Origin of the sequence: Stappia sp. BW2, assembly GCF_008107695.1 — a bacterium.
In the GTDB taxonomy this organism is placed as follows: domain Bacteria; phylum Pseudomonadota; class Alphaproteobacteria; order Rhizobiales; family Stappiaceae; genus Roseibium.
The window spans coordinates 278,952-292,174 of record NZ_VIRG01000066.1; the positions used below are offsets into that span (position 1 = coordinate 278,952).

General features: G+C 57.6%; 12 protein-coding genes. 5 read left to right on the forward strand and 7 right to left on the reverse strand.

The genetic code is table 11. The features are described from left to right. Positions 1-14: 14 nt before the first annotated feature. Together lepB and FMN63_RS12815 are read right to left on the reverse strand one after the other, a co-directional pair. Positions 15-689, reverse strand: coding sequence for a signal peptidase I (gene lepB / locus FMN63_RS12810; RefSeq protein ID WP_148584357.1), 675 nt, complete (start codon positions 687-689; stop codon positions 15-17). A 376-nt stretch (positions 690-1,065) separates the two neighbouring features. Then, entirely contained in the window at positions 1,066-1,509 is a 444-nt protein-coding gene (locus FMN63_RS12815; protein WP_148584358.1) for a hypothetical protein, read from the reverse strand. 443 nt (positions 1,510-1,952) lie between these two features. On the opposite strand from FMN63_RS12815, the gene parC reads away from it, so the two are divergent. Then, positions 1,953-4,205 (forward strand): DNA topoisomerase IV subunit A, encoded by a 2,253-nt coding sequence (parC, locus tag FMN63_RS12820; protein ID WP_148584359.1) that lies wholly within the window; start codon positions 1,953-1,955, stop codon positions 4,203-4,205. Here the strand turns inward: parC and FMN63_RS12825 are convergent. Then, the gene (locus tag FMN63_RS12825) at positions 4,202-5,110 is read right to left on the reverse strand and encodes an AraC family transcriptional regulator (protein ID WP_148584360.1); all 909 of its coding nucleotides are present in this window, start codon (positions 5,108-5,110) and stop codon (positions 4,202-4,204) included. The genes parC and FMN63_RS12825 overlap by 4 nt on opposite strands. Between FMN63_RS12825 and FMN63_RS12830 the strand changes: the two genes are divergently transcribed. From FMN63_RS12830 to FMN63_RS12840, 3 genes are all read left to right on the forward strand, one after another. Further along, positions 5,109-5,516, forward strand: coding sequence for a DUF2000 family protein (locus tag FMN63_RS12830; RefSeq protein WP_148584361.1), 408 nt, complete (start codon positions 5,109-5,111; stop codon positions 5,514-5,516). The two genes, FMN63_RS12825 and FMN63_RS12830, sit on opposite strands and share 2 nt — an antisense overlap. Before the next feature lie 128 nt (positions 5,517-5,644). After that, on the forward strand, positions 5,645-6,808 hold the full coding sequence (locus FMN63_RS12835; protein ID WP_148584362.1) for an iron-containing alcohol dehydrogenase: 1,164 nt from the start codon (positions 5,645-5,647) through the stop codon (positions 6,806-6,808). Beyond that, positions 6,805-7,263: an acyl-CoA thioesterase gene (locus FMN63_RS12840; protein ID WP_148584363.1), complete on the forward strand. Its 459-nt coding sequence runs from the start codon at positions 6,805-6,807 to the stop codon at positions 7,261-7,263. Before FMN63_RS12835 ends, FMN63_RS12840 begins: the two co-directional genes overlap by 4 nt. Positions 7,264-7,452: 189 nt before the next feature. On the opposite strand, the gene smpB is transcribed toward FMN63_RS12840, so the two are convergent. Together smpB and dapA are read right to left on the reverse strand one after the other, a co-directional pair. Then, on the reverse strand, positions 7,453-7,932 hold the full coding sequence (smpB, locus tag FMN63_RS12845; protein WP_148584364.1) for an SsrA-binding protein SmpB: 480 nt from the start codon (positions 7,930-7,932) through the stop codon (positions 7,453-7,455). A gap of 104 nt (positions 7,933-8,036) precedes the next feature. Beyond that, the gene (gene dapA, locus FMN63_RS12850) at positions 8,037-8,915 is read right to left on the reverse strand and encodes a 4-hydroxy-tetrahydrodipicolinate synthase (protein WP_148584365.1); all 879 of its coding nucleotides are present in this window, start codon (positions 8,913-8,915) and stop codon (positions 8,037-8,039) included. A gap of 278 nt (positions 8,916-9,193) precedes the next feature. Between dapA and FMN63_RS12855 the strand changes: the two genes are divergently transcribed. Continuing rightward, positions 9,194-10,123 carry an alpha/beta fold hydrolase gene (locus tag FMN63_RS12855; protein WP_148584366.1) on the forward strand — a complete coding sequence of 310 codons (930 nt, stop codon included), beginning with the start codon at positions 9,194-9,196 and terminating at the stop codon, positions 10,121-10,123. Positions 10,124-10,283: 160 nt separating this feature from the next. Here the strand turns inward: FMN63_RS12855 and FMN63_RS12860 are convergent, their stop codons facing one another. Together FMN63_RS12860 and FMN63_RS12865 are read right to left on the reverse strand one after the other, a co-directional pair. Beyond that, the gene (locus tag FMN63_RS12860; protein WP_148584367.1) at positions 10,284-11,444 is read right to left on the reverse strand and encodes a porin; all 1,161 of its coding nucleotides are present in this window, start codon (positions 11,442-11,444) and stop codon (positions 10,284-10,286) included. Positions 11,445-11,882: 438 nt separating this feature from the next. Beyond that, positions 11,883-13,031: a porin gene (locus FMN63_RS12865; RefSeq protein WP_148584368.1), complete on the reverse strand. Its 1,149-nt coding sequence runs from the start codon at positions 13,029-13,031 to the stop codon at positions 11,883-11,885. Positions 13,032-13,223 lie beyond the last annotated feature (192 nt).

Sequence of the window (13,223 nt, forward strand, 5' to 3'; positions counted from 1 at the left end):
CTCCAGAAACACGCCTAATTTGCTTCCGGCTGAACCGGCTGCCAAAGTGAACTGCTCTCGCCCTTGCGAAGAAGGATCGTCTCAACGACACCGGTAACTTCGTTCAGCGGTACATATCCGACGTAATCCGTGTAACGGCTGTCGGCCGAATTGTCCCGATTGTCGCCCATTCCAAACAGATGACCGTCGGGCACGACATATTCTCTTGTCGTGTCCATTTCTCCTTGCGGATCGAGATCCAGAACTTCGTAACTTCTGCCGTTCGGCAAAGTTTCCCTATATCGCGGAGCAGAGACCTCAGTACCGTCTGAAGCCTCGTAGCGATAGTCTGCAAGGGCCTGACGTGGAACAGGCACATCATTGATCAGCACCACGCCGTCCTGAAGCCGTATGCGCTCGCCCGGCAAGCCGATGACCCTTTCCAGATAATCGTTTGCCCCTTTGGCAGCGATATTGAAAACGATTACGTCTCCGCGGACTGGCTCATAGTGCTCGCCCATTGAGGGGAAGATTTTTCTCCCAAGAACAACTTCACCGACCTCCAGGGTCGGACGCATGCTGCCGGAAGGAATGGAATAGGTTTTCAGGCGCAACAGGTAAAAATCATTCCAGGACACCACTACAGCAGCAAGAACCAGCGCCACCAAACCGACCAAGAGCCAACGAAAAGATTTGCGTTGGGAAGCCATGAACCCGCCTGAAAACGCGCCACGCAGTTTTGCGTGACTGAAATAAACTCGGCGATCAACTAAGGGATGGTGCTGATTCTCACAAGCCCTTCACGCAACCTGAGGTTTTCACCTGCTTGCCTTCATCCTGTTTGGGCTTGGGTTTCTCGGCATGGCGTTTCAGGTCCCTGCCAGTGCGGATCAGCTTGATGAAGTCGCGATGGTGATTGTACAGCCGGCCACGCGTGACGCATGGAAGCCGGTCACATCGGCACTTGCTCTACGCCGTGCGCCTTCTGATCTCCGGAGCCCGGTGATATCCGGAGCCTTGCGCGCGCTTCAAGACATGCGCGCATCGTCAACGGCAAGTACGCAGTCTATGACGATGCTCCTTGTCCTAAAGACACGGGTTCATCGCCGGCAGGCGTGGAACCAACAGCAGGTCGTCGACCTTCGCTCTGAACTCCTCGTCGGAGGTTTCGTCAAACGCAGACACCAGACGCGCAGGGGATTGCACGCGCTCGGGAACGTCCGCCTTGCAGCTCTTCAACTTTCCAGATGCATCCGGTCCACTCAGATCGTCGCGGAGTTTCCTGAGCTTTGCCTGATTACGCTCCTTCATTTGGCTCATCGTGACAGGCTCGATCGAATTGGCGAGGATGAAACGATCCATCCGCTCAAGCGCCTCGTCCACAAGACGCGATACGCGCTCGTTTTCAACATCCTGACAGCTGTCGAGCGCTGCCCGCGCCAGTTGATAGATCCCCTTGACGCAGAGCACCGCGCCATGGCCGCTTTGATCAAAGGTGGCGATCTGTATTTTGCCATCCTTGCGCTCCATCTCCAGCAGAACATCGCCTGGAAGCATCACTTTCCGGATCTCAGCCCATCGGACAAAACCTCGAACTCAGGTGCCAAGTCCGGCCGGTCGAAGTAGGAACCGTAAGGCGTGTTCCATGGTGCGGAATGCGCGAAAGCGGCCAATGGAGAAAAGAGCAGGAGCGCGGAAGCAAGACTGCTTGCGGCAAAGGACAGTTTTATCACCGGTTCATTCTCCGAACGAATTGGGCCCTGCCGTGCTTTCAGCGCCTACCCAGGATTGCATTGATGATTTCGGATTTGCCTGTAAAAGACAACCGGGAACAGCCGCAATAGGTTTCTTCGCCCGCCATCGCCAGCCACGCCTGCCTGGACCTACCGATTTCCGTTGAAAATCGGCCAGTTCCGGCCCTTTCCGCGTGCAAGCGAATTGAACCCGCCCGCCGAACAGGTTAGCAGATATTCATGGGAAAAGAGACGACACCGCCGCCAAGCGGCATTGAGAGCATTAATCTCAAGAATGCGCTGGAAGAGCGCTATCTGGCCTATGCACTGTCGACCATCATGCACCGGGCCTTGCCTGACGTGCGCGATGGTTTGAAACCGGTGCACAGGCGCCTGCTCTATGCGATGCGCCTTTTGAAACTCGACCCCGGATCTGGCTTCAAGAAATGCGCCCGCGTTGTCGGTGACGTCATCGGTAAATACCACCCGCATGGCGACCAGGCGGTTTACGATGCGCTCGTTCGTCTTGCCCAGGACTTCGCGCAGCGCTATCCGCTGATCGACGGCCAGGGCAACTTCGGCAACGTCGACGGTGATAACGCAGCGGCCATGCGTTACACCGAAGCGCGCATGACCGATACCGCCAAGCGGCTGCTGGACGGGCTGGACGAGAATGCCGTCGATTTCCGTGAGACCTATGACGGTGAAGACAAGGAGCCGATTGTTCTGCCAGGCGGCTTTCCGAACCTTCTCGGCAACGGGTCGTCGGGCATCGCCGTTGGCATGGCGACGTCAATTCCGCCGCACAATGCGTTCGAGCTTTGCCAGGCGTGCCAGCACCTGATCAAGAACCCGAATGCGGAAACCGGCGAATTGCTGGAATACATCAAGGGCCCGGATTTCCCGACCGGTGGTCTTCTGGTGTCGGATCAGGGTTCCATTCGCGAAGCCTATGAAACCGGACGCGGCAGTTTCCGCATCCGTGCCCGCTGGGAAGTCGAAGACCTCGGCCGTGGGCAGTGGGCGATTGTCGTCACGGAAATCCCCTACCAGGTTCAGAAGTCGCGCCTGATCGAAAAGATCGCCGAACTGCTGACGGCGCGCAAACTGCCGCTTCTGGACGATATCCGCGATGAATCGGCAGAAGACATTCGCATCGTCCTAGTGCCGCGTTCGCGCAATGTCGACGCCAACATCCTGATGGAGTCACTGTTCAAGCTGACGGACCTGGAAAACAGGTTCTCCTTGAACATGAACGTCCTGTCCATGGGCAAGGTGCCCATGGTGATGGGCCTGAAGCAGGTCCTGCGTGAATGGCTTGACCACCGCAAGGAAGTGTTGATCCGCCGGTCCGAATACCGGCTTGGGCAGATCAACCACCGTCTGGAAGTTCTGGAAGGCTATCTTGTCGCCTATCTGAACCTGGACGAGGTCATCCGCATCATCCGTGAGGAGGACGAACCCAAAGCCGAACTGATGCAAACTTTCGAGCTGTCGGATGTTCAGGCAGAAGCCATCCTCAACATGCGCCTGCGGTCCTTGCGCAAGCTGGAAGAGATGGAAATCCGCAAGGAGCACGACAAGCTATCGGCGGAAAAAGACGACCTGACCAAGCTGCTCGGTTCCGACGCGCGTCAGTGGACCAAGATCTCCAAGGAGATCGCGGATATCTCCAAGGTCTATGGCCCTGAAACCGAAATCGGCAAGCGCCGGACCGACAAATCCGAAGCCCCGGAAACGGATCTGATCGATATCCAGCAGGCGATGATCGAAAAGGAACCGATCACCGTCATCATTTCCGAAAAAGGCTGGATCCGCGCGATGAAGGGTCACCAGACGGACCTTTCCGGCGTCGCGTTCAAGCAGGGCGACAAACTGAAATTGTCGTTGCATGCGGAGACCACCGACAAGATTCTGCTGTTCTCGACCGGCGGCAAGTTCTTCACGCTTGGCGCGGACCGTCTTCCCGGCGGGCGTGGCCATGGCGAACCGATCCGCCTGATGGTGGAAATGGACGAGGCGCAGGATGTGGTGAATGCCTTCGTTCACAAACCTGGGCGCAATCTGCTGCTGGCGACCACCGAGGCGCGTGGATTTGTCGTCAGCGAGGACGACGTCGTTGCCAACACACGCAAGGGCAAGCAGGTGCTGAACCTCAGTGCGCCGGCAGCGGCCTCGATCTGTGTGGAGGCAGCCGGCGATCATGTGGCCATCATCGGCGAAAACAGAAAACTCTTGGTGTTCCCGCTGGTGCAGATCCCGCAGATGGGCCGTGGCCGCGGCGTTCGCCTGCAGCGCTACCGGGATGGCAACATTTCGGACATTCGCGTCTTCAAGAGCGAAGACGGCCTGACCTGGACCGACAGTTCCGGCCGCAGCTTCACCCGGTCTCTGGAAGAACTCGCCGATTGGCGCGGCGAACGCGGCCAGGCCGGCCGCCTGCCTCCCACAGGGTTCCCGCGGTCGAACAAATTTGGACCGAACAAGCTCTAAGCCATACTGGCGGCGCAAAGCCGCCGCCAGTGACCGGGCGTCATTCCGAATGTGCGCTTGAAGTGGCGGGTCAGATGACTTTGATCCGCAAAACCACTGGCAAAGGCCGCATCGGCAAGGGACGCTCCCTGGGTCAATTCTGTCTTGGCCCTCTCAAGACGCCGCATGACGAGATAGCGGTGCGGGCTCGTTCCAAATATATTGCGGAATTGTCGGGACAGGGAAAACCTGTCCATCTGCGCCAGGTCCTCCAGCTCTTCCATGCTGATCCTGTCGGCACAGCCGTCTCTCAAATACTCGGCGCAAGCCCTCAGAGACGACCAGTTCAACGTGATGTTGCCTTCCTTGCGGACATCGGCGTGACGGGCCAGACAAGCGGCCAGATCCGTGACAAGGCAATCACGCCGGAAGGCTCCCATTTCTTGATCAATGTCGGACAGGGCATCTGCCAGATCTTTTCTGAAGCCCTCGTCTGAGATAACCGGTGAGCCGATAAACGGCAGACGCGCATTGCCCGAGACCGCCAACGCTTCACTGATCAGCTCCGGCGGAATGTAGAGCATGCGGTAGCGGAGCCCGCGCTCGGTTCCCGCACCGCCATCATGCAGTTCGTCCGGATGGATGACGATCACCTGTCCCGGCAATGAAGCACGTTTCTCACCGCGATAACTGAAGGTCTGCACACCGCTGATGGTCAAACCGATGGCGTATGTATCGTGCCGGTGCGGCGCAAAGCCATTGCCGTGAAACCGGGCCTCAATGCGCTCGATCCCCTGTTCCGGTGGCGCAACGAGGATCGTGTCCGCTTCAACGGCGCACAAACGTTCAAGACCACTCGGCTTGCTCTCCGCTAGATCCTGCTCTTCCGCTTCAAGATGAAATCCCCGTGTGGAGTTGAAAGTCATGTTCGAAACCAAGTTCGTCGTTGTTGTTCGAGAAGATCTCGCTGTGTGGCAGAAGCTGAATGTGACCGCGTTCCTGTCAACCGGCGTTGCCGCAGCAAAGCCCGGCATAATCGGCGAAGCCTATAGCGATGCAGCAGCCAATGTCTATCACCCGATGAGTGTTCAGCCGATCATCGTCCTCAGTGCTGACGCAGAGACACTCAGCAAGATTCACAGGCGCACGCTGGACCGATCGGTTCCGGCAAGCCTCTACATCGAGGAAATGTTCACCACCGGCCATGACAGCGCGAACCGGGAGGTCTTTTCACGCTTTGGCCCGGACGATGCGAAGGTTGTCGGCATCGCGTTTCATGCGGACAGGAAGATCGCAGACAAGGTTTCAAAAGGCGCGAAGATGCACGCCTGAACCACTATCGACGCTGGAGTTCGTGAAGGTGTGGCACGCCTCATCTTCCTCAAAAGTCGGATCAATCTTCTCTCGACTGCGCATGTCTTTTCCTGCCACTGTGAAGCAAACAGTACCCGGGAGGACTTATGATAGGGGCGTTCACGTTCAACACCAGTCAGCGCATTGTCTTCGAAAATGGCGCCGCTGAGACCCTGGCAAGCCACACGGCTTCTTTTCTGGGGCCCCGCCCCTTTCTCGTAACCGATCCGGGAATTGTTTCCCTTGGCCTGCAAGCGTCCTGCGAAGCCGCACTGACCGGGGCCGGGCACGACTTGGCCCGGTTCAGTGACGTCGTTGCCGATCCGCCAAGGTCACTCGTTGATGCTGCCGTGGACGCAGCCCGCGCTCACGGGGCGACATCCGTCATCGGGTTCGGTGGAGGGTCGTCGCTTGATGTCGCCAAGCTCGTCGCGCTGCTGCTTGGCAGCAAAGAGGACCTGGACGATGCCTGGGGCATCGGAAACGCCAAGGGCCCGCGTTTGCCGCTGATCCTTGTTCCGACGACCGCAGGAACCGGATCGGAGGTCACTCCGATTTCGATCATCACGGTTGGAGAAGAAGAAAAACGCGGTGTCGTGTCGCCGCTCCTTTTGCCCGATCTTGCGATCCTCGACCCGTTGCTGACCCTTGGCCTGCCAGGACCGGTAACAGCGGCGACAGGCATTGACGCGATGGTTCATGCCATTGAGGGCTACGCCTCGAAATCCGCGAACAACAACCCGGTGTCCAGAACCTTGGCCATCGAAGCTCTGAAGCTGCTGGGCGCCAATATCGAAAAGGCGGTGTTTACGCCTGACGACACCGACGCACGGGGGGCAATGCTGCTGGGTTCGATGCTTGCCGGCATGGCCTTTGCCAACTCACCTGTGGCGGCGGTTCATGCCCTTGCCTATCCCATCGGCGGTACGTTTCACGTCCCCCACGGATTGTCCAACGCGCTAGTCCTGCCACATGTCCTGAAGTTCAATAACGCCGTTGCCTCAGAGACTTATGCCGAGATCGCGCCAACCGTATTTCCGGAGCTTAGTGGCGTAAGCGATGCGCGGGCCCGGTCTGATCTATTCGCGGAACACTTGGCGGACCTTGCCGTAAAACTCGGTCTTCAGACACGCTTGCGCGATGTCGGTATCAGCGAAGCCGATCTGCCCAAACTGGCGAGCGACGCCATGAAACAGACACGTCTTCTGGTCAACAATCTGAGGGAAATGGGCGAAACGGACGCGTTTGATATCTACAAGGCAGCGCTATGAATTTCACAGCTAATCCCCAAGCAACCAGACCGGAACCTTTGAAGCGGTCCGAATTCAAAGCTTTTCTACATATCCCCACAAGGTGGATAGATGTGGACATCTACGGGCACGTCAACAATGTGCAGTATTTGAGCTATTTCGACACTGCCGTGAACAGCTGGTACGTTGACAACAAATTGCTCGACCCGATCAGCAGCCAGGAAATCTTTCTGGTGGTGGAAACCGGTTGCAATTACTTTGCCGAGCTGACCTTTCCTTCCGTCGTTTCCGCAGGGTTGAAGGTCGAGAAACTTGGCTCAACGTCTGTGGTTTTCCGGGTCGGGCTGTTTGCCGGCGAAGACCAGACAACAGCAGCTCATGGCCGCTTTGTGCATGTTCATGTAGACCGTGAAACGCGCAGGCCCTGCCCCATTCCTGACTGGAAACGCGATATCCTGGAAAGTTTGACGGCTTAGAGGAAGATGGGTGCGCAGAAAGACTTTTTTTGCTACGGCCTTACACAGGCAATTCACGGGAAAAGCCCGGGATTGGCAATTTCGCTACCCACAGCCAGTGCACAGCTCTTCCACATCTTATGCGCAAGCCCTCCACAGGTTACGCAAAGTCATGGAGTTGAGGTTTTGTGCTGCTGTGGATAGACGCAGTTAGCTCAAGTTCTTCATCAACCGGGATTTTTCCCGCTGCCAATCGCGCTTCTTTTCAGTCTCGCGCTTGTCGTGCAGCTTTTTCCCGCGGGCCAGCGCCAGTTCCAGCTTTGCCCGGCCCTGCTCATTGAAATAGAGCTTGAGCGGAACAATCGTCTTGCCGTCCTTCTGGACCGCGCCTGCGAGTTTGCCGATTTCCCGCTTGTGCAACAGCAATTTGCGCGGACGGCGCGGCTCGTGGTTGAACCGGTTGGCCTGCAGGTATTCCGGAATATAGACGTTGTAGATCCAGATCTCGCCCTTGTGCTCGGCAGCGTAGGACTCGGCTATGTTCGCCTTGCCATTGCGCAAAGACTTGACCTCGGTGCCTTTCAGCTCGATTCCAGCTTCCAGCGTATCTTCAATTTCGAAATTGAACCGGGCTTTCCGGTTGTCGGAAATGATGGTCCGCCCCGGATCGCCCCCTTTTCTCGGAGCCATTTTTATCCTTCCGGCGTCAGCGCCATGGATCTGAGTTCGTCTCAAACAGGCAAACACTTAAGACGAACGTCAGTTCCCGGCGGCCTGCGCCATTCCTTTTCCGATCAGTTGATCAATCCGGCGTGTGCCATCGCAGCACGAATCTCGGCTTGCGCGGCCTCGCTTACCGGCAGAAGCGGCAACCGAAGCTCCTCATCTACCTTGCCAAGCAGGGAGAGCGCGTATTTTGCGCCACCCGGGCTCGGCTCCAGGAACATGGCCCGGTGCAGCGGTGCCAGCCGATCCTGATACTCAAGTGCCTTCTTGTAATCCCCCGCGAATGTGGCTGCCTGGAATTCGGCACACAGGCGCGGCGCAACGTTGGCGGTTACGGAAATACAGCCGACACCGCCATGCGCGTTGAAGGCAAGCGCGGAGATGTCTTCACCTGACAGCTGGACGAACTCCGGGCCACACAGCTGGCGCTGACGGCTCGCCTTGGCCATGTCGGCGGTCGCATCCTTCACGCCCTTGATGTTTTCGCAGGTTTCAAACAGTTCGGCCATCGTTTCCGGCAACATGTCGACGATTGAACGTCCCGGAATGTTGTAGATGAAGATCGGAATACCGACTGCATCGTTGACGGCCTTGAAATGGGCCTTCATGCCAGCCTGGTTCGGCTTGTTGTAATAAGGCGTTACGACCAGCAAGGCATCGGCACCTGCCTTTTCGGCGTGCTGCGCAAAGTCGATAGCCTCGATCGTGTTGTTGGAGCCTGCACCCGCCATGACAGGAACACGGCCGGCAGCGGCCTCCACGCAAAGCTCCACCACCCGCTTATGTTCGTCGTGGGTCAGCGTCGGGCTTTCCCCGGTCGTTCCGACAGGTACGAGACCGGATGAGCCTTCGGCAATCTGCCAGTCGACAAACTCCTGGAACCGTTTCTCATCAAGCGCTCCGTCCTTGAACGGGGTAATCAGCGCTGGAATTGAACCTTTGAACATCTCGGTTTCCTCTTGGATGATTGTCGCGGTTCCGACGGGCGGAAGGGTATCTGTTTCAGATGGAGGCGCAACATACTCATCTGCTGAACAAGGAGCAATGGTTCCAAGGCCATAGAACCGATGCTTTTCGACTTTTCTTGCCTCAACTGCGCTCTTCCAGCGACACCCGTCGCCTTGTTTTCAGACCTGGATAAGAAGTCTTCCTATTGGCAGCCTTCCGCATTCCACTCTATCTTTGAAAAAACAACCTTTGGATGGAAACGTAACGGGAGACACTCATGGCTTCTGCGCCACAAGAGGCGCTCTTCAGCGCCGGCACTGCTCCAAATCACCCGGCGGTCGAGTTTACATGGCAAAGCCCGGACGGCCTGACCCTTTCCGGGTGCGAGTGGCCAGTGGGGACGGCTGCACCGGAAGGGACACCATCCGCCATTCCGGTTCTTTGCTTGCCTGGCCTCTCCCGAAACACACGAGATTTCAATGAGATCGCGCGTTTCCTTCAATCTCGCGGGCATAGGGTCATCGCTCTCGACTATCGGGGGCGCGGCAAGAGCGACTGGGATCCGGACTGGCGCAATTACGCACTGACCGTAGAAGACAAAGACATCGATGCTGCCATTGCAGAATTGCATCTGGACCGTTTTGCCGTGCTTGGAACGTCACGTGGCGGCCTACACGCCCTGGCCATGGGCTTGCGCTATCCGGCTTCCCGAATGGCTGCCGTCATCTTCAATGACGTCGGTCCGCATATCGAGATGCGAGCGATCCACCGAATTGCTTCCACACTTGGCCACCAGATGAAAAGCGCTTCTCATGAGGAGGTCGCGGAAAAGCTCGAACATGCACTCGGATATCAGTTTCCGGCTTTCATAAAGGCGGACTGGCTCAGACTGGCCCATCAGCTCGCGTCGGATCGCGACGGCCATGTGGTCATGGATTATGACCCCGCCCTCGCCCATCAACTGGCAAGCCTGGATGATGCCGCGCCCTCGCCTGATCTTTGGCCGCTCTACGAAAAGCTGACCGACCGCCCGGTTCTTGTTCTGCGCGGAGAACATTCCGATCTGCTGAGCCCGGACACCTGCCGTCGCATGATGGAGAATCACCCGAACGCGGCCGTGAAAACCGTTCCAGGCCAGGGACACGCCCCGGTTCTATGGGACGGTGAAACGCATAAGACGATCTCGGAATTTCTGCAAACCGTCTGACCTGGCCACCCGGCCACGGACTTTTACGCTTCTGTATTGCTGAGCGTTTGAGCATCAGCATCGCAAGCTGCGTTGCTCCTTGCAGATTTTTCCTGCGACAAGACAAAAGAAAACCCGGCGTTTCCGCCGGGTTTTCCATCAAACCTCGAGTGAGGGATGATTAGAAGGTGCGCTGCATACGAACACCGAAGAGGAGTTCGTCAACGTCAGACGCAGAGCTCGGGTCGGTGTTGGCGTAACCAACGTCAGCACCCATTACGAAGCCAGAGACCGGCTCCCACTGTACGGAACCGTCGATTGCCCAACGGGTCAGATCGGTTGCGCCAGCCGGCTGATCGATGTCCATGTAGGAACCGTCGAGAGCAAGACCGATCGTGGAAGTTGCCTGGATGTAAGCACCAGCAGACAGGGAGTAGCCGGTGGAGGTGCCGCTGGTCGGGCCGTAATCGGAGACTGCTACGCCGCCAACGGTGCTGTTTGCGCCGATGTAGGACAGAGCGCCGTCTGCGTAGAAGCCCTGGAAGTAGATGTTGGAACCCGGAGAAGCCATCGGCAGGTTCACAACGACGCCACCGCCGATTGCCCAACCGAGGGAATCGTCAGCACCGTTGTTGGTTGTGCCGGTCTGGTGTGCAGCTGCACGATCCGGGTAAACTTGGTGCAGAGCACCGGACAGCTGTGCAGAACCCCAACCCTGGGAAACGCCGAGAGCAGCGACCAGGTCCGGTGCACGAGTGCCGCCGTAGACGCCAACTTCACGGTTCGAACGATCTTCCAGAGCGATCGTAGCGGAGAAGCCGTTACCGAAAGCTGCAGTGTAAGCGATCTGGTTGGTGGTCTGGTCGGACCAGTTACGGTCAACAACACCCATGAAGGTCTGACCGGTGAAGATGTCGAAGTTAGACGACAGGTAACCAGCTGTCAGGCCGCCCCACTGGATGTAAGCGTTGTCCAGCGTGGTAGAGCCGACACCGTTCGTGACGGTGGAGTACATGGAGACGTATGCACGCAGGGTACCGAATTCGGTTGCGGTGCGAGCGTCCAGGTACAGGTAGCCGCGAGACAGCCAGGAGTAGCCGTCAGAATCACGGTTGCCCCATGCGCCGTTGTCCAGCGTGTTGTTGACGATCACCTGGGTACGAACTCGGCCGCCAACGCGGAGGCAGGTTTCGGTGCCCGGGATGTAGTAGAAGCGTGCGCCGTAAGCGTCACAGACGCGAACGTAATCAACCGGCTCCGGAGCAACCGGAAGATCGGCTGCCTGTGCGGTGGTGGCGGCAGCAGCAGCTGCAGCGCCGAGCATCAAGCTCTTGAGTTTCATATCTGACCTCCAATCAGTCATTTCAATTGGCACCAAAGATAAGCGCCATTGTCCCCGCGAATTGTGTCTGAGTTTGTCACCGACCGGAGGTTGGACGTCCGAGGCAGACAAATCAGTGCGGCTCGAAGCCGCTCGCATGGATGACCATACGCATACATTTCCCCGGTTCAACACAGAATACGGTCCAGACCTACCGCAGCGGCTGTTTTCAAAAACCGGTGTTGCGTGAATGTCACAAAAATGGATCGGATATTTAGAAACTGTTAGGATTCTCGGCAAAACCGCCGTTTTGACCGGCCCTTGGCCGGGAGGCTCGAAGCCTCACCCCATGCAAATTCTCAGGGAATCAAAATGGGGACGGCCCGGCAGATTGAAGCCTGCCGGGCCGCGTGACTGACTGGAGTTCAGAGGATCACAGCCAGAATTCTAATCAGATGATTAGAAAGTGCGCTGCATACGAACACCGAAGAGGAGTTCGTCAACGTCAGATGCGCTGCTCGGGTCGGTGTTGGCGTAACCAACGTCAGCACCCATTACGAAGCCAGAGACCGGCTCCCACTGTACGGAACCGTCGATTGCCCAACGGGTCAGATCGGTTGCGCCAGTCGGCTGATCGATGTCCATGTAGGAACCGTCGAGAGCAAGACCGATCGTGGAAGTTGCCTGGATGTAAGCACCAGCAGACAGGGAGTAACCAGTGGAAGTGCTACCGGTCGGGCCGTAATCGGAGACTGCTACGCCGCCAACGGTGCTGTTTGCGCCGATGTAGGACAGAGCGCCGTCTGCGTAGAAGCCCTGGAAGTAGATGTTGGAACCCGGAGAAGCCATCGGCAGGTTGAAGACGACGCCGCCGCCGACTGCCCAACCGAGGGAGTCTTCGCCACCGTTATTGGTGCGGTTGAATGCTGCATCCGGGTAAACCTGGTGCAGAGCACCGGACAGCTGTGCAGAACCCCAACCCTGGGAAACGCCGAGAGCAGCGACCAGGTCCGGTGCACGAGTGCCGCCGTAGGTGCCAACTTCACGGTTGGAACGATCTTCCAGAGCGATCGTAGCGGAGAAGCCGTTACCGAAAGCTGCGGTGTAAGCGATCTGGTTGGTGGTCTGGTCGGACCAGTTACGGTCAACAACACCCATGAAGGTCTGACCGGTGAAGATGTCGAAGTTAGACGACAGGTAACCAGCTGTCAGGCCGCCCCACTGGATGTAAGCGTTGTCCAGCGTGGAAGAACCGACACCGTTCGTGACGGTGGAGTACATGGAGACGTATGCACGCAGGGTACCGAATTCGGTTGCGGTGCGAGCGTCCAGGTACAGGTAGCCGCGAGACAGCCAGGAGTAGCCGTCAGAATCACGGTTGCCCCATGCGCCGTTGTCCAGCGTGTTGTTGACGATCACCTGGGTACGAACACGGCCGCCAACGCGGAGGCAGGTTTCGGTGCCCGGGATGTAGTAGAAGCGTGCGCCGTAAGCGTCACAGACGCGAACGTAATCAACCGGCTCCGGAGCAACCGGAAGATCGGCTGCCTGTGCGGTGGTGGCAGCAGCAGCAGCTGCAGCGCCGAGCATCAAGCTCTTGAGTTTCATATCTGACCTCCAAAAGTCAATTTTCATTGGAACCAAACCTGACCCTCAAGGACCTGGTGGGTTCCATCCCCGCGATTTCGTACAAAAACCATTCAGCAGAAAAAGCCAGAACCGTTTTTACTGGCGATTACTCGCCGTCGCAGAAGCTAAGAACCAAACTCGACGCGGCGCAGCAAGCCCAAACTGCCAACC

Coding starts and splice junctions, on each gene's coding strand:
- FMN63_RS12825 (WP_148584360.1), bottom strand. CDS start 5,110: ATGACTTTCAACTCCACACGGGGATTTCATCTTGAAGCGGAAGAGCAG.
- FMN63_RS12840 (WP_148584363.1), top strand. CDS start 6,805: ATGAATTTCACAGCTAATCCCCAAGCAACCAGACCGGAACCTTTGAAG.
- lepB (WP_148584357.1), bottom strand. CDS start 689: ATGGCTTCCCAACGCAAATCTTTTCGTTGGCTCTTGGTCGGTTTGGTG.
- parC (WP_148584359.1), top strand. CDS start 1,953: ATGGGAAAAGAGACGACACCGCCGCCAAGCGGCATTGAGAGCATTAAT.
- FMN63_RS12815 (WP_148584358.1), bottom strand. CDS start 1,509: ATGGAGCGCAAGGATGGCAAAATACAGATCGCCACCTTTGATCAAAGC.
- FMN63_RS12865 (WP_148584368.1), bottom strand. CDS start 13,031: ATGAAACTCAAGAGCTTGATGCTCGGCGCTGCAGCTGCTGCTGCTGCC.
- dapA (WP_148584365.1), bottom strand. CDS start 8,915: ATGTTCAAAGGTTCAATTCCAGCGCTGATTACCCCGTTCAAGGACGGA.
- FMN63_RS12855 (WP_148584366.1), top strand. CDS start 9,194: ATGGCTTCTGCGCCACAAGAGGCGCTCTTCAGCGCCGGCACTGCTCCA.
- FMN63_RS12860 (WP_148584367.1), bottom strand. CDS start 11,444: ATGAAACTCAAGAGCTTGATGCTCGGCGCTGCAGCTGCTGCTGCCGCC.
- smpB (WP_148584364.1), bottom strand. CDS start 7,932: ATGGCTCCGAGAAAAGGGGGCGATCCGGGGCGGACCATCATTTCCGAC.
- FMN63_RS12835 (WP_148584362.1), top strand. CDS start 5,645: ATGATAGGGGCGTTCACGTTCAACACCAGTCAGCGCATTGTCTTCGAA.
- FMN63_RS12830 (WP_148584361.1), top strand. CDS start 5,109: ATGTTCGAAACCAAGTTCGTCGTTGTTGTTCGAGAAGATCTCGCTGTG.